Source organism: Arthrobacter sp. AOP29-A2-19 (assembly GCF_058138025.1).
The window spans coordinates 3,838,447-3,859,603 of sequence record NZ_CM176894.1; the positions used below are offsets into that span (position 1 = coordinate 3,838,447).

The following is a 21,157-nucleotide window of genomic DNA, read 5'->3' on the forward strand; positions in this document are numbered from 1 at the left end:
TCTGGAGGTAGGACCCGCGACCACCGGAACACCGCCTTGCCCGGCCTCGTCACCGCCCGCGACATGTCGCTCGTCTGGACCATGGCGCCTCGATTTGTGGAGCGGCGATCACCTGCCAAACGACCCCCTCAGCCGTGAGGTGCCCGCGCACTCGATTGATGGGTGCTGGTGGCCCGCGTCCAAGCCATTAGCGGCGGGATGCCCCGTGGAGCGAGGGTTGCGCCGGGAGCACGCAGAATTCGTTGCCCGAAGGGTCGGCGTAGATCCGCCACGGCAGCTCGCCCCAATCCGGGCGGAGTTCGCGTCCACCGCGCGCGGCGATGCCCGCCGCGACCTCCTCGGGATCGTCTCCGGCCTCCAGCCGGATGTCCAGGTGCAGCCGGTTCTTGTCCGTGCCCTTCGGGGCCGGCTCGGGGCACAGCTCCAGCAGCGGGCCCCGAAGCGACGGGTGGCGCAAGGATTGCGGCTCCCCGGGCACCGGGTTCCAGCCCGTCAGCCAGGACCAGAACGTCGCGTCGTTCTCGGGGTCGGAGGAATCGAGCGGGAGCGCCGCGATCGGGCCGGTGTCGACGTACGCCGCCCGGTCCTCCATCACGCAGCAGGGATTGCCCTCCGGGTCGGCGAGCACGGTCCAGGGCACGTCGCCCTGGCCGATGTCGATATGCCGCGCCCCCAGTCCGATCAGGCGGTCGACCTCCGCTGCTTGGCGCCCCCGCGCCCCGCCGCGGAGGTCGAGGTGGAGCCGGGGCGATCGACCCGCCGGCTGCTCGGCGACACGCTGGAAGCAGAGGTCAAGCACCGGTCCGCCATCGATGGCGAGCCGGGTTTCGAAGCCGTCAGTGTCGTCAGTGAGCCGCTCGCCGCCGACCGCCGCCTCCCAGAACCGGCCGAGCCGCCGCGGATCGACCGCATCGATGACGAGGTTCTCCAGATACATAAGCCACACCGTAGGCCAGCACCGCATCTTCGGCAACGACGGCGGCGGGGCCGCCAAGGATGGGCCGACGCTTGTCGGGCGCAAGCGGAGGCGCGCCTGGCGGGTTCAAGCTGTGCGGCGGAAGTCAGCCACCTCCGGGGAGGGCGTGAAACCGGCCGCGACGTAGGTGGCCACTGCCCCCGTATTCGAGCTCTCGGCGCAGACTGTGGCGCAGGACGAACCCACCTCGCGCAGGGCGGATGCCGCAGCGAGAGTCATGGCGGCGCCGTGGCCTTGCCCTCGATGGTTTTGGTGCACACCAAGAGGCTCCACGAGGCCGGGTCGTTCGCGCCCGGCCGACCAGACGGCCGCCACCGCCACCGCCTTACCTTGCCGGTCAAACGCGATCAAGCTCCGCGCGTCCTCGTAGAACGGTCCGGCCGCCATGGCGCGCCACCCATCAGCGAAACGACGTCGTTCCTCCGCCGCGAGCGGCGCGTCCCGGAAAGCCGACCAGTGGATTGACACCCACAGATCGGCGCGATCGGGCCCGACCGGCTCTACACGTAAACCGCTGTTTTCGACCGGCCCCGTGAGATCGCGGTGCAGCGGCGTCCACGGCTCGTCCGATTGCCAGCCGGATCCCGATAGCGCCCTCGAGAGTCCCGAGGCACCCCGTGCCTCGACCGCCGCTTCCCCTGGATCCAGGACTCCGCCCTTTGCATCTTGCAGGTCAGCGAGAATCCTTAGGGCAAGCCCGTCGTCGTCGCTATGTTCGGGGTCGAGTGCCATACGCAGGAGTTGCGGGCCGTCCAGGAGTCCGACGGCAAGGATTCGTTTCCCGCGCGCCCAGATCCTGATCGCGGTTGCCGTGGCGGAAGCTCCCCGGAGTGAGTACCAGCCAAGATCGCCCGGGTGAAGGTGCAGCGGCCCGCCGTCGTTCTGCCATCCCCTGAGCGCCGTTACGACGCGGTCCAGATCCCCGGGCTCCGGGGTGCTCATCACGATGTTCATGAGCCCGATTCAACCGTGCCGGACGCCGCACCCGCAACGAGATGCCCGTGAATGCCGGGCGCGCACCGCATGACGGCAACGCCGGCGGCGTACATCCCGGCGGTCAGGCCAGCGTCCGGAATCCGCGGTTCCTGCGCGCCAGGAGGGCGTCGACGGACCACCTGCCGGGTCCGATGAGCGCGAGGGCGAGGGCTCTCCGCGGCGGGAATGCCCATCGCGGCGAAGCCCGCCTGGGTGCCGGGGATCGTGTTCTGGAAGACCTTCTGCCAACCGCGCATAAGGAACACGACGCCGATGACGACGTGCAGGACGGTCAGGCCGAACTGTGCCAATGGTTTCGGGGACATGGTTACCTCATCTCATCGTTGTTCTCGCGGACCCAAGGGCGGGCCGCTCCGATCCGGTACTACCAATACACCCCCCGGAAGCGGCAGGTGCGCCCCGATGTGGGGAATCTTCCCCGCAGACCCGTAGCCACGTTCCAGGGGTGGATCCGGGGCAACCGACGAGAGAAGGTTTCAGGGTGGAACACGATTGGAGCGGCGCATGAACATCCGGCGGCCACGGCTCGACGCCGTGGAGATCAAGGTCAATGTTGGCGCGGCGGACATGTCGGCCGCCGCCGAGGCCTTCGGTCTGGGCAACGCCGAAAAGAGACGTCGGACGATCTACTTTTGTGAGGACCTGTCCGGTCCCGGCGGACCCACCGCGCTTCCGCTTCTGACCCACGGAATCATCCTTCGGCTGCGCCAAAACAAGGGTCGGCGGGACGATGTCACTGCCAAGCTCAGACCCTGCACGGACACCCAACTCACGCGGCCGTGGCTCGATGCACACGGGGGCGACGGCTGGGCATTCAGGGTCGAGGGAGACTGGACCGGCCCGCGCCGCGTAGTCTCAGCGTCACTGGAGGCGAAAATCGATGAGGACATCGTCGAAGCCGCCGCTGCGGGCACACATCCAATCCCGTTGACCGCGGAGCAACGGCGCTTCCTGAAGGATTGTGCGCGGGCACCCGTGGACTTGGCTCCGCTGACCCCGCTGGGCCCAATCGACGCCACAAGGTGGGAGCTGGACCGCAATGGGCGGGAAGTCGTCGCCGAGGAGTGGGCGGTGGGCGACGGGCTGCGTTTCCTTGAGTTCTCCATTCGCTCGCGGCCGGAGGACGCGGAGGCGGCGCAACTCGCCTTCGAGAACCTGTTCCGGCAACACGGCATCGACCCCGGCGCGGTCCACGAGACCAAAACGCGCATGGTTCTCGAACACCTGTCCCGTCCGTTCCGGTCTTAGCGCCAACGTCAACGCCGCCTGCGGCACGGAGATTTCGCGCCCCGTTAATCCAGCGGCCCCCACGGACGGCGAGACTTGGACCATGCCCGCACCCGCAGCCAGGAGGAGCCATGGAACCGCTAGAGAATCCGCGCGATCCGCAAGCGGCTGAATCGGTTGCGGCCCCGGGTGCCTACGGAGAGATCCGGGGCCGGGTGGACGAGGCCGCCCCACATCTGGACCTCCGCCGGACACGCGAGAACCACAGCGGTACGCGTCGGACAGGCTCGTGACATGACTGCACCTCGCACACGTCCCCGCACGGCTCGGCCACCGGCGACCGCCACACTCGCCGTGGCCATCTCCTACGTCCTCGCAAGGTGTGTGGGCCTCGCCATCGGGGCGCCTCAGCTTGGCCCCGGCGACGGCGGGGAGATGGTGATTGCCGCCTACGCCGCGGCCCCCGCCGCGCTGCCACAGGCGGTCCTCACACACGGCGTCGCGGGAGTCCTCATCGGTCTGCTCGCCTACCTGCACGCCCGGCCCCAGCGTGGCCTGACGGCGAGTCGCCGTCGCCTGACAGCCGCTGCCGGGGTGACCGCGACCATCCTCTCTTTTGCCCAACTGGCCGGCGAAGCCATGCTGGTCCGGGGCACGCCGTCCGGTAGCGAGGCCGAACGATTGTGGGCCCTGATTGCGGTCCTGGACGGCGCCAAGATGCTGGCCCTCGCGCTTCTGATCGTGGCGAGCCGCCCTCTGTCTCGCAACCGGTTCTCCACGGCGCTCGCCGCAGCCGCGGCGATCAGTCTCGTAGTGTCCGGAGTCGGCTATCTAAGCCTGAATCCCGCGCTTATGGCGGCCGCCTTCGTCTCGCTGCCGTTGCTGCTGCTCTGGGCCATCGGCTCGTCACTGCCGGCGCGGGCCCCCCGCGGGGCCCAAGGGCGAGGCGGGGCCGACTAGTGCTCGGCTCGGTGTGCCGAGCCGATTCGTGGTGGGCAACAATCTGCGCTCGTCGTCGCGCTAGTCTCGCGGGCCGCGCCGCTTCCGGGCGGGCAGAAAGATCACCCAAAAGACCGATGCATGCCGACGGCCAGCGCGAGCCCCGCGGTGCTGTTGAACGGGATGACGGCGCCGGCGGGGAGCGCGAGTACCGCGCCGAACCCGGCCTGTGGCCAAGACCAGGCCAGAGAGGTCATTCGGGGGCGAAGACGCTGCGCAGTTTCTCTTCTTCCTCGCGGCTCAGGTTGGTCTCGAGGAGCTCGGCCTTCGCGCCGCTGAAGACCTCCGCGACGCGGTACACCACGGCGCCGCTGGTCATCACGAACAGCGCCGACGTCCCGGGAGTGACGTTTCCACGGACCCGCGTGATGAAGGAGTCGTCGATGCCGACGTCCGCGAGCGAGCCGCTGAGTCCCCCGATCGCGGCGCCCACGGCCGCCCCCAGCAGCGGAACGAAGAAGAGCAGGCCGAACAGGAAGCCCCAGAACGTGCCTCCGAGGGCCCCGGCGCCAGCCAGGTTGTGGAGTTGGCGTGTTTTCGGCTTCTTGGCACCCTCCTCCCACGACACCACGGCGGCATCGTGGACTTGTATCAGGCCTTGGGTCTGTAGATTCAGCAGAATCTTCTCCGCCTGCTCGGCACCGCCCACGTCATGGAACTTCCATACGGAAAGAGTCGACACGATGATTCCTTTCACCCTCGGCCTGAGAACCAGAACAACCCCCACACTGCACCCGAGAACGGCCTCCCCACATCATCCGAAAAGTATGATCTGGCCATCGTCCAACCGTGCGGTCGAGCGGTTCCCGCCGACGTCGTCGACCGCGTCGGCGGGCGACATCGCGGACGAGGCCCAGTTGGAACGGTTGTGGGCGGAAGCCGGGGAGGTGGACGCGGTGGTGTGTGTTGCCGGCGAGATTCTCTACGCGAGGATCGAAGAGCTCGGGCCACAGGATTACCCAGCGACCTTTAGCCAGAAGGCGGTCGAGGGCGCGGCGACAGGGCAGGTGATCACCCTGCCCTGACGCCGGCCCACTTCACCGTGGTGTCAGCCGTGGTTGTACATCACGTGCTTGGTGCGGGAGAAGTCCTCCAGCGCGTAGAGGGACAGGTCCCGTCCGTAGCCCGAGCCCTTGAAACCGCCCCAGGGAACCTCGTTGGCGATGACGAGGTGCGAGTTGACCCACACGGTGCCGAAGTCCAGTTGGCGGGGGACAGAGAGAGAGCGCGCAGCGCTCGTGGTCCAGACCGAGGCGGCGAGCCCGTAGATCGTCTCGTTGGCGCGGGCCACGGCCTCCTCCTCGCCGCCGAACGTTTCGATCGAGACGACCGGCCCGAAGATCTCGGTGCTCGCGATCGCGGCGCCGGCCGGCACGCCGGTGACGACGGTCGGTTCGATGAAGTAGCCCGGCCCTTCAATGGCGTTGCCGCCGACGGCGATGGCCAGGCCGTCCTCGCGGACGTCACCGAGCGCGGCCAAGACCCGCTCGTAGTGGTCACGGGAGATCATCGAACCCATTTCGACGTCGTCGCCCGCCCCCGGCGCGCCGACGGAGATCTCCCTGACCTCGCGCACCAGCAGTTCCGTGAACCTCTCCGCGACCGATTCGTGGACCAGGACGCGGCAGGCCGAGCCGCATTCCTGTCCGCCGTTCCAGAACCCGGCGGCGCGGACTCCCTTGGCCGCGGCCTCGAGGTCGGCGTCGTCGAAGACGACCACGGGTGCCTTGCCGCCCAGTTCAAGATGCACGCGCTTGACCGAGGCCGCGGCGTTGGCGGCCACCTTCTGGCCGCTGCCGACGCTGCCGGTGATGGCAACCAGGTCGACGTCGGGGTGTTCGGAGATGCGGTTTCCCACCACCCGCCCCGAACCGGTCACGATGTTCAGGACCCCGGCCGGGACCTCCGCGGCGATCAGTTCGGCCAGTTTGAGCGTGGTCAGTGGAGTCTGCTCGGACGGCTTGAGCACCATGGTGTTGCCTGCCGCCAGGATCGGGGCGATCTTCCACGCGGCCATCAGCAGCGGGTAGTTCCAGGGAGTGATGACGCCGACGACCCCGACCGGTTCGCGGAAAACGACCGACGTGTGGCCCTCCGCGTAGTCGTCGGCGCCGAGGGTGGTGAAGGCGCGGGCGGCGCCGGCGGAGAACCTGAACGTGTCGGCCGCGCTGGCGATGTCGTCTTCGGCCACGGCGGCGGGCTTGCCCGTGTTCGCCGATTCGAGGGTCTCGAGCAGTGAGCTGTTGTCCTCGATGATGTCCGCGATGCGGAGCAGGACCGCGGAGCGTTCCTTGGGCGTCTTCGCCGCCCAGCCCTTCTTGGCGGCGACGGCGGCGGCGACGGCGGCGTCCGTGTCCTCGACCGATCCGGCGGGGACCCGCGCGAGGATCTCCTCGGTGGCGGGGTTCTGCACGTCGACCGTGGACGCCGACGCGGACGCGACGAACCGTCCGCCGATGAACTGGCCGAAGGGCGGGAGCGAGGGCGCGGGCACCGTTTCGGCCCGGCGGACGGTGAAGGTCTCGGTTTGCTTGGTGGTCATGGTGTTCCTCGAGTTCGGTCTTGTCGGTGGGCGGTCGCGGCCGTCCGCTGCCCGGGCGCTGGGTCCCGGGCAGCGGGCGCACGCTACTTGCTGGCGGGGGCGGAGCTGGAGCTCTCGTTCTTGTGCTCCCAGAATTCCGCTCCTTCGATGCCCAGGGCCTTGGGATCGAAGGTGGGGTCCAGTCCCAGCTTCCGCTGGCGCTCGTAGTCGCGGTAGATCTTGCGCACGAGCGGGAAGAGGAAGGCCAGGCAGATCAGGTTGACCCAGGCGATCAGGCCCAGTCCGATGTCGCCGGCGGCCCAGATGAGTTCCGCGTTGACGATGGATCCGAAGAACACGATGGCCATGGTTCCGATCTTCAAGACGGACTTCCACACGTGTCCCGGCCGCCCGTCCAACAGGTAGAGGAGGTTGGAGTTGGCGACGTAGAAGTAGGCCAGCAGGCAGGTGAAGCCGAACAGGAGCACGGCGACCGCCACGAATCCGGCGCCCCAGCCGGGCACCAGCGTGTCGATGGACTCCTGGACCCAGTTTGCGCCGACGGGCACACCCGGCAGGTTGTTCACGAGGAATCCGTCGGAGCCGTCGGAGACGTTGTATTTGCCGGAGACGACCATCATGAGTCCGGTGGCCATGCAGATCAGCAGCACGTCGATGTAGATGCTGAACGTCTGGACCAGGCCCTGCTTGCCGGGGTGGGAGGTGCGCGCGGCGGCCGCCGCGAACGTCGCCTCGCCGAGGCCGTTGGAGGAGGCGAAGACGGCCCGGCGCACGCCCCAGGCGACGGCGGCGCCCGCGACGCCGCCAAGGATCGGGTGGACGCCGATGGCCGACTGGAAGATCAGGACGACGGCCTCGGGGACGCTGGAAAGGTTGATGAAGATGACGGCCAGCGCGAGGAGCAGGTATCCGACGGCGAGCACGGGAACGAGGGTCTGGGTGACCTTGACGATGCGCGTGGTGCCGCCCAGGATGACCAGGGCGATCAGGGCCGTGACGACGACGGCGGGGACCCAGCTGGGCACGTTGAACGCGAGGTTCGCGCTGGAGGCGATGGTGCTGACCTGGAATCCGGGGAAGACGAAGCCGTAACCGATGACGCCGAGCACGGCGACCAGCGCCCCGACCTTCGGCATCTTCAGCCCGTACTTGATGTAGTAGGGCATGCCGCCGATGTCTTCGTTGGCCTTGCGGCGGTCCTCGTCGCGGACCTGGCGCTTGAAGGCTTGGGACAGGGTGGCCTCGGCGTAGCCGACCGTGCAGCCGACCAGGCCGGTGACCGCCATCCACACCAGGGCGCCGGGTCCGCCCGCGCTGATGGCGGTCGCGACGCCGGCGATGCTACCGACGCCGACGCGGCTGGCCAGGGCGAGGACAAGGGCCTGGAACGACGTCAGGCCGCCGCCTTCGTTGCCGTGCTGGGTTTCCCGCAACTGGCGCAGCATGTCCGGGATGCGTCTGAACTGCACGCCCTTGGTGGCGATCGAGTAGGCGATGCCGAGGCCGAGCACCACATAGGCCATGGGGGCCCAGATCGCGTCGGAGACATCGGAGAGGAATGCCGGGAGGTCGAAGGTTTCCATGGTCTATCCCACTGGTTGCTTGAGGGCGGACAGGGTCTGCTGGAGCCGGGCCAGGTCTTGGGCGTTGAGCCCGGCGGTGGGGCGGCGGGGCGATCCGGCTTCGAGCCCCTGCAGGGAGAGGCCGGCCTTGACGGCGGGGATGAACGGCACGGACAGCAGCGCGTCGATGACCGGGTAGACCCCGTCCCACAGGTCGCGGCCACCGGCGAGGTCGCCCTCGGCGACGCGGCGGGCGACGGCGACGATCTCGTCGGGCACCACGTTGGCGGCGCCGGCCATCACGCCGGCGGCGCCTTCGGCGAGGGCGCTGTAGATGTACGCGTCCCATCCGATGAAGGTGCCGATCGCGTCGCGGTGGTGGTGGATCAGCTGGAGCGCCTGCTCCCAGTTTGCGCTGGAGTCCTTGATGTAGCGGATGTTCTCCACCTCGTCGGCCAGCGAACGGACGGTGGCCGGGTCCAGGTTGACGCCCGTGACGGCCGGGATGTTGTAGAGCATGACCGGCAGGTCGACGGCGCCGGCGACGTCCTTGATGTAGGCGACGGTTTCGTCCAGGGTCAGCGGCTCGTAGTACGGCGTGACCAGCATCAGCACGTCGGCGCCGGACTTCTGGGCCGCCTTCGAGAGGCGGATGGCCTCGCCGGTGGAGGTGGCCCCGGTCTGTGCGATGACCGGGACGCGTCCGTTCGTGTGCTCGACGACCGTGTCGATGAGCAGGAGCCGCTCCTCGGAGGACAGGGCGCCGACTTCGCCGGTCGAGCCGGCGGCCACGACGCCGTCGACTCCGGCGTCGATGGAGCGGTCGACGATGCGCCGCAGCGCGGCGACGTCGATGGCCTCGTCTTGGTTGAAGGGGGTGGACAGTGCGGTGAGGACGCCGCGGAGATCGTTGGACATGGATACTTCCTGTTCTTTAGGGTGGTGGTCAGGCGGCGATGGTGATGCCGGGCTGGGGCGGTGACTGGCGGTGGGTGGCCAGCAGGCTGGCGGCTTCCTGGGCCGCGGAGAAGCCTGACGTGATGGAGCTTTCGGTGTAGAGGGTTCCGAGGAAGTCGCCGGCCAGGAACACGCGGTCCGTTCCGCGCATCAGCGTGGACTGGAGTTTTGCGCGGCCGGGGAAGGAGTAGGGTGACGCCACCTTCCAGCGGGCCGCCTTGGCCTCGACGACGCTGTCGGCGAATCCGTGTCCGAGCACCTGGTCGAGGTCGGCGAGGTGTGTCTGGATGACTTCGTCGTCGCTCTTTTCCAGCAGGGCCCGTCCCAGGGCGGCCGGGGAGAAGGTCATGAAGCTGCCGCCGGGCTTGCGCACGGACTCGGTGCCGCGGACGATGCTCGCCTGGTTCAGCGCGATCGCGAACGAGCGCTTCGGGGCCGCGATGGCGTAGATGTCGTCCCACGGCCGGGCCGAGGTCTCGTCGGTGAGGAAGGCCGTGCTGACGTGCGGGCCGTACTTGATCTGGCCCAGCGCGCCGCGCAGGTCCTCGGGGAGGTCCACGCCGATCCGGTGCGACACGTCGGCGGTGGTGGCGAGGACCACGGCGCGGGCCTCCACCTCCTGCTCGGCGCCGTTCTGGCTGTACCGGACGACGACGGAGTCCTTCTTGTGAACGACCTCCCGCACGGTGGCGCCCAGCTGGACGCGCTCGCCGAGGGCGGCGGCGATCGATTCCGTGAGGGTCGACGGGCCGCCCACTATGCCCCGGTTCAGGCCCTGACCGAACCCCAGCACCAGGCTGAAGTATCCGATGCCGGCTCCCGCGGAGATCTCGTCCATGTCGCCGGCGGAGCGGGTGACGGTGGTCTTGAACAGGGCTTCCGCGTCCTCGGAGAGGTTGCCGATGAAATCCTGGAACGAGCGGTCGTTCTGGAAGTCGTAGATGCGCTGCTGGCGCATCGCGCCGGACTCCCCGGGGCGCTTGCGGACAACGCGCGTGTACTTCGCGACGCCGCCCACCACCTTCATCCCGGCGCGCAGGGTGTCGAATCGGGAGGCCAGGGACATCGGGATGCGGAACGGATAGCTGGCGATGTGTCCCTCGCGGATGAACTTGCCGTTCATCGACAGGCCCTGAAGGGAGCCGGGGATCTGCACGGCCGTCACGCCGACCTCGTTGAGCAGGGCATCGGTCGAGGAACCGGCCCCGGCGAAGACGTGCCCGCCCCAGTTCAGCCAGTACGAACCCCGGCGCTCCGAGCGGATACGGCCGCCGATGCGGCTGTCCGACTCCAGGAGGAGCGCGTCCCAGTGGCGCAGCCGCCATGCGGCGGAAAGGCCGGCGAGGCCGCCGCCGACAATGACCACATCTTTCATGGTTGATCTTCTTTCTTAAGGAATAGGGGGATACGGCCCGCCTCGGCGGGCGATCCGGGCTGGCGGGAGGCCGGGCCGGGATCCAAAGCCCTACCGTTTCTTGGTGTGGCTCCGGTCACATGTAAAAGATACTACATTGTATGATTAATGCAATAGGTTTTGAGGATATGAGGAAGGATTTACCTCCGCGCAACGAGGCGCGAGTGGGCATGGCAAGGCGGAGGTGTGCCCTGGCTAGGCAGGCAGGGTGAAGCGGCCCGGCGGGGAAGGGGCGGGTGGCGCAGCGGTGTGAGGGGGCGGAGCGGCTCGGGCGGGCGCGGGCCTACGTGCGGAGGCTAATCAGCTTCCAAGGAATCCGGCCCGGCTCGTCGGGGCAGACGTCCACGGAGTGCTCGACCGCGCGCAGGTCCTCTTCGCCAAGCAGTATTCCGGTGGCGATGCGTGCGTCGTTGGACGCGATGACCCGGTCGTTGGGGCCGAGCAGGACCACGGAGGGCTCGCGCATCCGAAGCTCCCGAAGGAACGCCTTCTCCAGCTTCGCCAGAGTCAGGTCACCGCCCAGGATGTGGGTGCCCTGCGGCGTCGGGGCGGGAACGCTGAGCGTGATGATGCTGACGTTGATGCCACCCAGGTCCACGTAGGGTCCGACGGCCACGGGCGCGCCGCTGGCGGACGGGGCCGTGAACCACTCCCGGCTGGTGTAGTCGTAGTAGTTCAGCGAGTCGGGGTTCAGGTCGTGGGTGACGAAGTGCGTGTGCCCCTCGGGCGCCGAGGGGTGGGCGCGCCACCACTCGAGCCAGTGGGGGGACTCGGGCAGGCTGCCCGGGGCGAAGGCGATGCCGGCGCCGACGATCAGCCGCGAGTGCCGTTGGATGAACCCGGCCAGGTCCCGCTTCAGGAACTGGAACGCGCTGCGCGGCGGACTGCCGTGGGCGCTGGCTGCGGCATCGGAAACGGATGCCGCAATCTTCTCCAGGTCCCCGAAGACGCCGTTGATGCCGGCCGAAAGGGTCCCTGCCGTCCGCTCGAGTGCTTCTCTTACCGGTTCCATGTCACGTTCCCTGCTCGGGCAGCATGTTCAGCGCCAGATGTTGGTCTATCAGCGACTCCGTTAGGCTCCGGCTGTGCAGCTCCGCGGCGGCCGCCGCCGCGTCGGGATTTTTGCTCCGGATGGCGTCCACGATGGCCTCGTGTTCCGTGACCGCCGCGTCTCTTCCGTCGGCCGCATTCGAATCGCCCCACCAAAGGGTCATCAGCTCGGCCTCCAGTTGCAGGGCCGCAGATGTCAGCCGGCTCGACTGCGCCGCAATGCTGACGGAGACGTGAAAGCGACTGTCCATGCGCTTGCGGGTCCGCTCGTCATCGGCGTCGCGGTGGCGGCGCACCAGGTCCTGCAGGTGCTCCACGTTCTGCGGGTCCGCACGGCTCGCGGCCAGGCGGGCGGACATGGACGAGATGGCCGCGCCAAGGTCGCCGAGGTCGCGCAACGCCTCCGTGCTGGTCTCGCGGAGCTTGTGCCGCTGCTCCCTGTCCGTCAGCTCGATCTGGCGTCGGACCACGCTGCCGCCGGTGCGGCCGCGGCTCGTCTCGATGAGGCCTTTTGTGCGGAGCGTGGCCAGCGATTGGCGCAGGGTAATCGGGGAAATCCCCAGTTCGGCGGCCAGCACGGACTCGGTGGGTAGCCGGTCTCCCTCGGCAAGAATTCCCATCAGGATCGCCGTCTCGATCTGGTAGGAGACCTGGTCCGCGCGTCCCAGCCCCTCGGGCTCGCTTCCCCTCAGCAGGAGCAACAGGTCCAGCGCCGAGGAGGACATCGCCGCGCTCTGCATCCCGACCCTCCTGAGCCTCAACCGCCGGAGAACGCCGCCCGCGGGCGGCGATTTTCCAATTACCTTCAATCTTTGCATATTGGCGGGCGGGCACCGGGGTTGTGGCCGGCAAGAAAAGGCCCGAAATGCCGGACGAACGCCCCTGCGGGAACGTGGCGCAGGGGTTCTGGCGCTACGCGGGATCGTCCGCACGCTCTGCCTGCCGGTTGAGGTACCGCTGCTCGGGGACGCTGCCGGCGAACCTCGCGGCCCGACGATAGGCGTCCCGCGCCTCCGTCGTTGACCCCGCCATGTCAAGGAGGTGGGCGTGGGCGGCGTGGACGCGGTGGTTGCGCCGCTGGTCTGGCCTCCCGAGCAGCGGGGTCAGGGCGCTGAGCCCGGCGGCCGGGCCATGCGCCATGCCGACGGCGATGGCGAGGTTGAGGGCCACCGTGGGGGAGGGGCCCAACCGGTCCAGCATGCGGTAGAGCATGGTGATCTGCGTCCAGTCGGTCGCCTCTGCGGTGGCGGCCTGTCCGTGGACGGCGGCGATGGCCGCCTGCAGCTGGAACGGACCGATGCCTCCCGTGGGAAGGCACTCCTCCAGTAGCGTCGTGCCGCGGGCGATCCCGTCCTGGTCCCAAAGGGTTCGGTCCTGCATGGCGAGCGGCACCAGCTCGCCGTATTGGTCGGTGCGGGCGCGTGTACGTGCGTGCGTCAGGAGCATCAGGGCCAGCAGGCCGCCCGTTTCCGTGTCCCCGGGCGTCGACCGGTGCAGACGTTCGGCGAGGCGGATCGCCTCGTCGGCAAGGTCCGCGTCGACCAGGCCCGAACCGCTGGACATGGCGTACCCCTCGTTGAAGGTCAGGTACAGGACGTGGCGCACCACGTGCAGCCGGGCGGGCAGGTCCCCCGGGGTTGGTGCCTCGAACCTGGCCCCCGCGGTGCGCAGGGTCGACTTGGCCCGGCTGATGCGCTGGGCCATGGTCGCCTCGGGGACGAGGAAGCCGGCGGCGATCTGCGCCGTGGACAGGCCCGCCACGGCGCGCAGGGTCAGCGCGACCTGGGACGCGACGCTGAGGGAGGGGTGTGCGCACAGCAGGAGCATCTGGAGCGTGTCGTCACCGCTGGCCGCGGTGGGATTGTGCGCGGGGTCGGCGTACTCGGCCGGATCTTGTGCCGCGGCGTCGAGTTCCCGTTGGGCGCGGGCCGCGTGGCTGCGCTGGTGGTCGATCAGCTTCCGGGAGGCAACCCGGATGAGCCATCCACGCGGGTTGCGCGGCGTTCCCTCGGTGGGCCACTTGTTGGCGGCCGCCAGGAGCGACTCCTGGACGGCGTCCTCGCACGATTCGAAGTCGGCGCTGCGGCGCAGCAGTGCCGCGAGGACGTGTGGCGTCTCGATGCGCCACACGTCCTCCCAGCGGTCGGGGCTCACGCGTCGTCGGCGCCCGGCGACATCAGGGGGCGCAGCTCGATGGTTTCCCCGGGGCCGGAGAAGCTCGCGGCGACCTGTTCGGCCCGATCGCGGGTCGGCACGTCGATCACGAAGAATCCAGCGAACTGCTCCTTTGATTCCGCGTAGGGGCCGTCGGTTGCGATCGGCGTGCCGTCCTCCCACCGGTAGAGCTTCGACGTCGCCGGGTCGCCCAGCGCTCCGCTGGTCAGCAGCTCGCCGCTGGCCTCCAGCTGCGAGAGCATGGAGCCGAACTCGGCATTCATCTGTTCGAGCTGTTCCTTCGGAACGTTCCGGTTCTCTGCAATGAAGTCGCCGGTGGGGTGCCCCCATGGCTGTGGATTGGAGTGGATGAGGATAACGAACTTCATGGTTCCGCCTTCCTGCGGGACGTGGACCGTGCGGTCCTGGCACCTGATACGTCGACGCCGAAATGATCTGCTCGACATCGACCACCCTAGTTTGTCGATATCGCGGCATCGGCTACGACGTTCCCCACGTCAGACCAGACGACAGACAAAACGATAGACAGGAACCAAATCATGGACGCCACCAACACCCAGCCCTGCATTCCGGAACGCGGACGCATGAGGGGACCGCAGCCTTACATCAGCTTCCCCGGCACGGCGCGCGAGGCCCTCGGCTTCTACGCGGATGTTTTCGGCGGGGAACTCTCCCTCCACACCAGGGCGGACTTCGGCGCGACGGACGGCGACCCCGAAGCGATCGCGCACGGCGTCCTCGACGGCGTCGTCGCCTTGGCTGGATCGGACGCGCCGGCGGACGGGCAATCCGTCCGGTTCGAGGGACTGATGCTTTCGCTGCTCGGCGCGGCAGAACCCGAGGTGCTCCACGAGTGGTTCGACAGGCTCTCGGAGGGCGGCCGCGTCGTCGACCCGCTGGCCCCGAAGCCCTGGGGCGCGTCGGACGGACAGGTCATCGACCGCCACGGCCTCCACTGGCTCGTCGGATACGAGCCGGCGCAGTGATCGGCGCGCCGGGCGCCTGCCCATCCGGCGTTACGGGGAGTCCGTGCGGTCCCGGTCCGTGCGCAGCCTAATCCCGTCGATGATCCGCTTGAGGGCCATGGCCACGGACCCCGCGGGGGAGAGGGCTCCGGCGCCCTGTTGCCGCTGCTGGTCCATCGTGGTGATGACGTCTTGAAGCGCCGCGTCGGCGTCGGCGAGTTCGGCGTCGACGCCGGTGCCGGAGTTCCATGCGCGCAGCAGTTCCGCGACGGAGTGCAGGGCCGCGCCCAGCGGTGCGCACAGTTCGGGCGGAAGCTTGACGGGGAAGGGTTTTCCCCAGACCGCGGCGGAGAGCACCTCGCCGAGGTCGCGGACGTGAAAGGTGATGCCTTCGAGTGTCCTCAGGTCCGCGTACTCCGACGGGAGGTCGTTGTGGTGGAGCCTGGCGCGCGGGTTGCCCTTCCGGCTCTGGTCCGCGTCGACCACAACGCGGCGGACCGTGGTCGCGGCGCGCTCCAATTCGTGGGTCTTCCGGGACCAGTCATTGTGCGCCGGCGGCCAGCTCTCGGCCAAGGCGTCGCCGATGTCGTCCAACTGCCGCGCGAGGGTTGTCCGCAGGTCGGATATCTTCAGCCCCGCCGCGCCCAGTCGCAAGGGCGGCAGGATCAGAAGGTTGACGGCCAGCCCGACGGCGACGCCCAGCCCCATTTGCGCCAGATATCCAAGCGAGAACGCGTCCGCGTTGGGTCCGCCAATGACCAGCACAAACATCGCCGCCATGGGGACGTATTCCTTCCCCGCGCCGAGCCATCCGCTGCCGGCGATCAGGAAGCCGGCCAGGACGACGCAGGCGACTCCCGGCAGCGGAGGAATGCCCAGGGCGGTGACCGACCACGCCAGCAGGATCCCGATGGCCAGGCCGGCCATTGTCTGCAGGCCGGCCCTCACGGAGCCCATCAGCGTCGGGTACATGCTGATCAGCGCCCCCAGCGGCGCATAGTAGGGGTACTCGTCGGTGACGCCCGGCATCAGCGGGGCAACAAGGTAGGCAGCCGACGCGGCCAAGGGGACGGCTGGCGCTCCGACCCGTGTTGATCGACGCGCGGTCAGGGCGGGGCGTCCGTGGGCTGCGACAAGCGGTGGCGTCCCCACGCCTTGCCCGTCTGGACGACGGCGACCAGCAACAGGACAAGGAGTGCGGTGGAGGCCACCGGGACGAGGTCCAGCGGGAGCGTGTAGCTCATGACCACCCGTGCCGCGGCGTCGATAAGGAAGGCCAGCCCGAAGCCCCAGGTCATGCCGCGCATCGCCCGACGGAAGGCCCCGCTGGTCTCCCAGGACCGGTGCCACTCGTCGGCTGCCGTCCTGGGCATCTCGCGGGCCATCATCAGCCGCGCGTCGGCGTTGAGCAGGCCGATCGCGGTTCCGGCGGTGAGTAGCACGAGGGTGAACAGCGTGGTGAGCAAGGGGCGTCGCCGGAGGATCAGGCTGATGGTCATGCGCAGCACCGGCAACGCCGATGCGGCAATGCCTAGTCGCGAATGCCGCCCAGTTCCCGCAGTTCCGGGGGCGGAGACGCTTCCGCGGCCGCCGTCGTGCGGTCCGGTGGCGTCACGGGGAATCGGCGGCAAGCAGGAGTCCAGCGCCCGTTGTGGCGGTGCTCCGGTCCGCGGCGAGGCCGATCTGGCAGTTTCCTATCGCCGGCGGATTATTGGCATTCTTCGCTTTCCGCCACCAAGGCCCGGGCGGCGCGTGACAGCCCAGTGACAGTCTGGCGGTTGGCTTGTTGGGGTCATCAGCTCCGACCCCTCCAACCCAGAAAAGAAGGAATCCACCGTGTCACTTGTCCAAGCCAACCGCCCCAGCGCGGTGGGCGAAGATTACCCCGCGGCGCCCACCCTGCGGCCGCAGCCAACGTCAGGACGGCTCGTCGGCGTCGACGTCGCGCGCGGCGTGGCGCTGATCGGGATCGTCGTCGTCAACGTTCTTCCCGCCATGACCGAGACCGGCGAGCCCAGGCTCGTCTGGACGTTGCTCGGGGGCCGCGCCGCCGCCCTCTTCGCCCTGATCGCGGGCATCTCCATCGCGCTGCTTTCGGGCGGCAGGCGGCCGCCGGTTGGCAGGGCCATGACGGCGAATCGTGCCGCCCTGGCCCTGCGCGCCCTGATCATCACCGGCCTCGGCCTCCTGTTGGGACCGACCGATACCACCGTCGCGATCATCCTGCCGTACTACGGAATCCTGTTCCTGCTGGCCGTCCCGCTGTTGGGGCTGGGGCGAAGGGCCCTGCTGGTCCTGGCGGCCGGGTTCGCGGTCCTGGGTCCGGTGGCGATGCAACTGGTCCGCGTGTGGTGGCCGGACAGGCCCGTGGTCGACGACGAATACACGTTCGGCCTGGCCGCCGCGCACCCGGGAGTCTTCTTCACGGACATGCTGCTCACCGGGTTCTACCCGGCCCTGCCCTGGCTCGCCTACATCTGCGTCGGGCTCGCCGTCGGGCGCCTGGATCTCACGTCCAGGAAGGTCGGGCTCGGCCTGCTCGGCGGGGGGATCGCGCTGGCGGCGTCCATGTGGATTCTGTCCCTGTTCCTGATGGGCCCGGGCGGTGGATTCGAGCAGCTGGTTGCGTCGACGCCCGACCTGGGCCGCGGCGAGATTGCCCAGATGCTTGTACTGGGCGGCGAGGCCGACGCGTGGGACGACGCGCTGCCGGCCACAACCGGCTGGTGGCTGGCCATCTTGGCGCCCTACACGTCCACGCCGTTGACCATCCTGCAGACCTTGGGAACCTCGCTGGCCGCCCTCGGCGCCGTGCTGCTCGCCGTCCCGCACCTTCGAAGGGCGGCCTCGCCCCTTGCTGCGGCCGGTTCCATGACGCTCACGCTCTATTGCGCCCACGTCGTCATCCAGGCCGCGGACATTCTCGATTCGGAACGCCCGATCATGGCCATCGCCATCCAGTGCATACTGTTCCTGCTCGCGGCGGTCCTGTGGCAGGCGGCCGTGGGCAAGGGGCCGCTCGAAAGCATCGTCGCCGACGCGACCGGCTGGCTGCGCACTCTGGTCCGCACCGGGCGCCGCCCGGCACAAGCACCGGATAAACGCGCCTCCGGCAGGCGGCGGCAGAATGGCGCAACGTGATCGAAGACGTGGCAGCCTGGTGGAAACCGTCCACCCGGGCGCGGTCGCTGCGGGCAGTGGAGAGCGTAACCTTCGCTCCGGCCCGGGGCGTGGCGGCGGGGATCCGCCACGCCCGTTCGGGCCGCGTCGCTAGCCGAGCGTGGCCGTGTCGATGACGAAGCGGTAGCGCACGTCGGACGCGAGGACGCGCTCGTAGGCCTCGTTGATCTTGTCGGCCGGGATGACCTCGATCTCGGCGCCAATGCCGTGCGCGGCGCAGAAGTCCAGCATCTCCTGGGTCTCGGGGATGCCGCCGATCATCGAACCCGCGAAGGATCGGCGACCGCCGATGAGCGCCATGGCGTTGACGGGCAGGGGCTCGGCCGGAGCGCCGACGTTGACCATGGCGCCGCCAACGGTCAGCAGTCCCAGGAAGGCGCTGACGTCGATTGCGGCGCTGACGGTGTTGATGATGAGGTCGAAGGAGCCGGCCAGATCGGTGAACGTGGCCTCGTCGCTGGTGGCGTGGTAGTGGTCCGCGCCCAGCCGCAGGCCGTCCTCCTGCTTCTTGAGGGACTGCGATAGGACGGTGACTTCGGCGCCCATGGCGTGCGCGATCTTGACGGCCATGTGGCCGAGCCCGCCCAGTCCGACGACGGCGACCTTCTTGCCGGGCCCCGCGCCCCACCGGTGCAGCGGCGAGTAGGTGGTGATGCCCGCGCAGAGCAGGGGGGCGGCGACGTCGAGCTCGATGCCCTCGGGGATCCCGAGCACGAAGTCCTCGGTGACCACGACGTGGGTGGAGTAGCCGCCCTGGGTGATGGACCCGTCGCGGTCGGTGGCGCCGTAGGTGCCCACCGAGCCGTTGAGGCAGTACTGCTCGTCGCCCGCCTCGCAGTTCTTGCACTCCCCGCAGGAGTTGACGAGGCAGCCGACGCCGACCCGGTCGCCGACGGCGTGGCTGGTCACCTCGGATCCGACCTCGGCCACGATCCCGGCGATCTCGTGCCCGGGCACCAGCGGGTAGGCCTGCGGGCCCCATTCGCCGCGCACCGTGTGGATATCGGAGTGGCAGATGCCGGCGTACTTGATCTCGATCAGGACGTCGCGCGGTCCGACCTCGCGGCGCTCGATGCTGGTGGGTACCAGATCCTCGGCGGCAGCGGGGGCGGCGTAGGCGTGAACGGTGGTGGTCATGGTTTTCTCCTTATGGGGTTTCAGTTGGAGGTTGGTGTGGGCTTGTTGTATTCGTGGTCGGTGACGTGTTCCCCCCACGTCACGACCTGGCCGTCGTCGTCGGCCTCTTGGATGGCGACATGGGCCATAAAACGGTCCGTGGTGGCGCCGTGCCAATGCTCCTCGCCGGGCTCGATGTAGACGACGTCGCCGGGCCGTATCTCGCGCACCTGGCCGCCGCGGGATGCGACGTAGCCGATCCCGTCGGTGACGTACAGCGTCTGGCCCTTGGGATGGGTGTGCCAGGCGGTGCGGGCGCCGGGCGTGAAGCGCACGTGGGCGCAACCGACCGCGGACCGACCGTCGGGGTTGCGCACGCCGTCGATGTAGACGGTGCCCGTGAACCAGGACTCGGGGCCGGTGGCGGTCTGGCCGCCACTCCGGGTGAACTGCATCGTCGGTCCTTCCTCTCGTTGGGCGCGCCGAATACCGCGAAACGTTGGGTCCGCGTTCCGGCACGTGTTCCCTAGTGCTTCTTGGTCCGCTTGAGGTCGTTGGCCAGTGTGCGCGCCTCGTCCGACAGCAGCTCTGCCCTGGCCTTGTCGCCGGCCTGGAGCGCCTGCCAATACCCGATCTTCAGCCCGACATAGCGCCTCCGCAGGGCGACGGCCTCCGCCTCGGCGGCCAGCTGTTCCTGTTGCGCCTGCAACAGTTCAATCTGCTGCGCGGCCGCGTCCGGTCCGAGGGCACCGTTTTCGAGGTACCGGCGCATGCCGGCGACCGACATTCCGGTGGCACTGAGGCATGCGACCCACGTCAACAGGTCCAGGTCCTCCTCGGTATAGACCCGGTGTTTGCTGCTGGCGCCGCGACGGATCGGCGCGATCACGCCGATGGTTTCGTAGTAGCGCAGAGTGCTGGCCGGCAACCCTGTCAGGGCTGCGGCCTCCTTGATGGTGTACGTGGGCCGGATGCTTGAAATGCTCACCCGTCAACGATAGGAACTTCAAGTGCTTGAAGACAAGCGGGGGTCCAAGCGAGGCCGTCCCATGGCCTCCCGCGTCGGGACATCCCGGATGCCCAGGCGGACGAGCTCCGCGTAGGTCGAGGGGCGGCCCAGCGGGGGACCGTCCGGTTCAGAGAGCAACTGGAACTCCAGGGCGCCGCCGGTCAGCCGGGACGTGCCGTAGCCCCACCGGCGGCGCAACGAGTCCGGGAGCGCGTTCGGGTGCCGCAGCCAACCCTCGAACGAACCTGTTGCCGCGGCCGCCCGACCGAGCCGGTTTCTCCGCTGCCGGTTCCGGGCCCGCCACAGCAGAGACCCGCACAGTCCAAGGACGGGAACGAGCACTGCATTGCCCCACCAATATCCCAGAAGGTTCTGGAGGACGGGTTTTTCGGAGCCTGACTGGGCCTTTTCCGGCTCCTTCTGGCCATCTTTGCTTCTCGTCCAATCCAGTTGCCCGGTGGGTCCGAACCCCCGGTGTCCGAATGACCCGGCAGCAATGATGGAGGTTCGAATAATGCGCAGCAATTTCTGGACGAAAACTTTGGCAGTGACCGCGGTTTCAGGCGCGGTGATGGTCGGCGGCGCCGGCATGGCAAGCGCCGACACGTGGGACGGCTCCCGGACCAGCGCCGACGAGACCGTGACAAACGTCAGCGACAACCAGCTGGTCGACGGCGGCAACACGTCCATCGGCGACACGCTCAACGACGCGGTCGACGTCGGCGACGTCGCGAGCGGCAACAACGTGCTCAACGGCGTCGACGCGGACGTCACGGGCGTCCTGGCTGGGATCCTCAGCGGAAACCACGTGGACGCCGACGCGAACCCGGACGTGGACACCGACGTCGACGGGGGCACCTCGCTGGACTCGGTCACCGATTCCGGCAACGGCAACGAGGGATTCCTCGGACTGTTCTAGTCCACAGCCCTCGTGTGGCGCCCGTCCCGACCCGGGACGGGCGCCACGCCCGTCTTGCCGGTGGCTCATC

24 protein-coding genes are annotated in these 21,157 nt (G+C 68.8%); 6 read left to right on the top strand and 18 right to left on the bottom strand.

Translation table 11 applies throughout. From position 1 onward, the window contains the following. Positions 1-187: 187 nt before the first annotated feature. The 3 genes from AC3ZJJ_RS17835 to AC3ZJJ_RS17845 form a co-directional block, all read right to left on the bottom strand. The gene (locus AC3ZJJ_RS17835; protein ID WP_489893161.1) at positions 188-937 is read right to left on the bottom strand and encodes a VOC family protein; all 750 of its coding nucleotides are present in this window, start codon (positions 935-937) and stop codon (positions 188-190) included. 105 nt (positions 938-1,042) lie between these two features. Further along, positions 1,043-1,930: a GNAT family N-acetyltransferase gene (locus AC3ZJJ_RS17840; protein ID WP_489893162.1), complete on the bottom strand. Its 888-nt coding sequence runs from the start codon at positions 1,928-1,930 to the stop codon at positions 1,043-1,045. Continuing rightward, positions 1,927-2,277, bottom strand: coding sequence for a DoxX family protein (locus AC3ZJJ_RS17845; protein WP_489893163.1), 351 nt, complete (start codon positions 2,275-2,277; stop codon positions 1,927-1,929). The genes AC3ZJJ_RS17840 and AC3ZJJ_RS17845 overlap by 4 nt, the downstream gene beginning before the upstream one ends. A 199-nt stretch (positions 2,278-2,476) precedes the next feature. Here AC3ZJJ_RS17845 and AC3ZJJ_RS17850 point away from each other — a divergent pair, with 199 nt between their 5' ends. Next, the gene (locus tag AC3ZJJ_RS17850; protein ID WP_489893164.1) at positions 2,477-3,220 is read left to right on the top strand and encodes a hypothetical protein; all 744 of its coding nucleotides are present in this window, start codon (positions 2,477-2,479) and stop codon (positions 3,218-3,220) included. A 273-nt stretch (positions 3,221-3,493) separates the two neighbouring features. After that, positions 3,494-4,159 (top strand): hypothetical protein, encoded by a 666-nt coding sequence (locus AC3ZJJ_RS17855; protein WP_489893165.1) that lies wholly within the window; start codon positions 3,494-3,496, stop codon positions 4,157-4,159. Between the two features lie 232 nt (positions 4,160-4,391). Here the strand turns inward: AC3ZJJ_RS17855 and AC3ZJJ_RS17860 are convergent, their stop codons facing one another. Then, positions 4,392-4,880: a DUF1269 domain-containing protein gene (locus tag AC3ZJJ_RS17860; protein WP_489893166.1), complete on the bottom strand. Its 489-nt coding sequence runs from the start codon at positions 4,878-4,880 to the stop codon at positions 4,392-4,394. An 85-nt stretch (positions 4,881-4,965) separates the two neighbouring features. Here AC3ZJJ_RS17860 and AC3ZJJ_RS17865 point away from each other — a divergent pair, with 85 nt between their 5' ends. Then, positions 4,966-5,223, top strand: coding sequence for a hypothetical protein (locus AC3ZJJ_RS17865; RefSeq protein WP_489893167.1), 258 nt, complete (start codon positions 4,966-4,968; stop codon positions 5,221-5,223). Positions 5,224-5,246: 23 nt separating this feature from the next. On the opposite strand, the gene AC3ZJJ_RS17870 is transcribed toward AC3ZJJ_RS17865, so the two are convergent. The 8 genes from AC3ZJJ_RS17870 to AC3ZJJ_RS17905 all read right to left on the bottom strand — a co-directional run bounded on the left by AC3ZJJ_RS17870 (position 5,247) and on the right by AC3ZJJ_RS17905 (position 14,266). Beyond that, the gene (locus AC3ZJJ_RS17870; RefSeq protein WP_489893168.1) at positions 5,247-6,740 is read right to left on the bottom strand and encodes an aldehyde dehydrogenase family protein; all 1,494 of its coding nucleotides are present in this window, start codon (positions 6,738-6,740) and stop codon (positions 5,247-5,249) included. Positions 6,741-6,823: 83 nt separating this feature from the next. Further along, positions 6,824-8,323 carry an alanine/glycine:cation symporter family protein gene (locus AC3ZJJ_RS17875; RefSeq protein ID WP_489893169.1) on the bottom strand — a complete coding sequence of 500 codons (1,500 nt, stop codon included), beginning with the start codon at positions 8,321-8,323 and terminating at the stop codon, positions 6,824-6,826. Between the two features lie 3 nt (positions 8,324-8,326). Then, positions 8,327-9,220 (bottom strand): 4-hydroxy-tetrahydrodipicolinate synthase, encoded by an 894-nt coding sequence (gene dapA, locus AC3ZJJ_RS17880; protein ID WP_489893170.1) that lies wholly within the window; start codon positions 9,218-9,220, stop codon positions 8,327-8,329. A 28-nt stretch (positions 9,221-9,248) separates the two neighbouring features. Beyond that, entirely contained in the window at positions 9,249-10,634 is a 1,386-nt protein-coding gene (locus tag AC3ZJJ_RS17885) for a protoporphyrinogen/coproporphyrinogen oxidase (RefSeq protein WP_489893171.1), read from the bottom strand. Positions 10,635-10,956: 322 nt separating this feature from the next. Then, complete coding sequence (locus AC3ZJJ_RS17890) at positions 10,957-11,685, bottom strand: cache domain-containing protein (protein ID WP_489893172.1); 729 nt, start codon at positions 11,683-11,685, stop codon at positions 10,957-10,959. Between the two features lies 1 nt (position 11,686). Further along, positions 11,687-12,463, bottom strand: a complete 777-nt coding sequence (locus AC3ZJJ_RS17895; RefSeq protein WP_489893173.1) for a FadR/GntR family transcriptional regulator — start codon at positions 12,461-12,463, stop codon at positions 11,687-11,689. A gap of 172 nt (positions 12,464-12,635) precedes the next feature. Beyond that, entirely contained in the window at positions 12,636-13,877 is a 1,242-nt protein-coding gene (locus AC3ZJJ_RS17900; protein ID WP_489893174.1) for an RNA polymerase sigma factor, read from the bottom strand. Beyond that, positions 13,874-14,266: a YciI family protein gene (locus AC3ZJJ_RS17905; protein ID WP_489893175.1), complete on the bottom strand. Its 393-nt coding sequence runs from the start codon at positions 14,264-14,266 to the stop codon at positions 13,874-13,876. Before AC3ZJJ_RS17905 ends, AC3ZJJ_RS17900 begins: the two co-directional genes overlap by 4 nt. A 216-nt stretch (positions 14,267-14,482) precedes the next feature. Here AC3ZJJ_RS17905 and AC3ZJJ_RS17910 point away from each other — a divergent pair, with 216 nt between their 5' ends. Then, positions 14,483-14,884: a VOC family protein gene (locus AC3ZJJ_RS17910; protein WP_489895897.1), complete on the top strand. Its 402-nt coding sequence runs from the start codon at positions 14,483-14,485 to the stop codon at positions 14,882-14,884. A 30-nt stretch (positions 14,885-14,914) separates the two neighbouring features. On the opposite strand, the gene AC3ZJJ_RS17915 is transcribed toward AC3ZJJ_RS17910, so the two are convergent. Beyond that, on the bottom strand, positions 14,915-15,892 hold the full coding sequence (locus AC3ZJJ_RS17915; RefSeq protein ID WP_489893176.1) for an FUSC family protein: 978 nt from the start codon (positions 15,890-15,892) through the stop codon (positions 14,915-14,917). A 77-nt stretch (positions 15,893-15,969) separates the two neighbouring features. After that, positions 15,970-16,362: a hypothetical protein gene (locus tag AC3ZJJ_RS17920; RefSeq protein WP_489893177.1), complete on the bottom strand. Its 393-nt coding sequence runs from the start codon at positions 16,360-16,362 to the stop codon at positions 15,970-15,972. A gap of 337 nt (positions 16,363-16,699) precedes the next feature. Between AC3ZJJ_RS17920 and AC3ZJJ_RS17925 the strand changes: the two genes are divergently transcribed. Then, positions 16,700-18,004, top strand: a complete 1,305-nt coding sequence (locus tag AC3ZJJ_RS17925; protein WP_489893178.1) for a heparan-alpha-glucosaminide N-acetyltransferase domain-containing protein — start codon at positions 16,700-16,702, stop codon at positions 18,002-18,004. A 129-nt stretch (positions 18,005-18,133) separates the two neighbouring features. On the opposite strand, the gene AC3ZJJ_RS17930 is transcribed toward AC3ZJJ_RS17925, so the two are convergent. From AC3ZJJ_RS17930 to AC3ZJJ_RS17945, 4 genes are all read right to left on the bottom strand, one after another. Further along, positions 18,134-19,180, bottom strand: coding sequence for an NAD(P)-dependent alcohol dehydrogenase (locus AC3ZJJ_RS17930; RefSeq protein WP_489893179.1), 1,047 nt, complete (start codon positions 19,178-19,180; stop codon positions 18,134-18,136). 20 nt (positions 19,181-19,200) lie between these two features. Then, complete coding sequence (locus tag AC3ZJJ_RS17935) at positions 19,201-19,614, bottom strand: (R)-mandelonitrile lyase (protein WP_489893180.1); 414 nt, start codon at positions 19,612-19,614, stop codon at positions 19,201-19,203. Between the two features lie 71 nt (positions 19,615-19,685). Continuing rightward, entirely contained in the window at positions 19,686-20,147 is a 462-nt protein-coding gene (locus tag AC3ZJJ_RS17940; protein ID WP_489893181.1) for a MerR family transcriptional regulator, read from the bottom strand. Positions 20,148-20,165: 18 nt separating this feature from the next. Beyond that, positions 20,166-20,510, bottom strand: coding sequence for a hypothetical protein (locus AC3ZJJ_RS17945; protein ID WP_489893182.1), 345 nt, complete (start codon positions 20,508-20,510; stop codon positions 20,166-20,168). 205 nt (positions 20,511-20,715) lie between these two features. On the opposite strand from AC3ZJJ_RS17945, the gene AC3ZJJ_RS17950 reads away from it, so the two are divergent. Beyond that, positions 20,716-21,087: a hypothetical protein gene (locus tag AC3ZJJ_RS17950; RefSeq protein WP_489893183.1), complete on the top strand. Its 372-nt coding sequence runs from the start codon at positions 20,716-20,718 to the stop codon at positions 21,085-21,087. Positions 21,088-21,157: the final 70 nt, after the last annotated feature.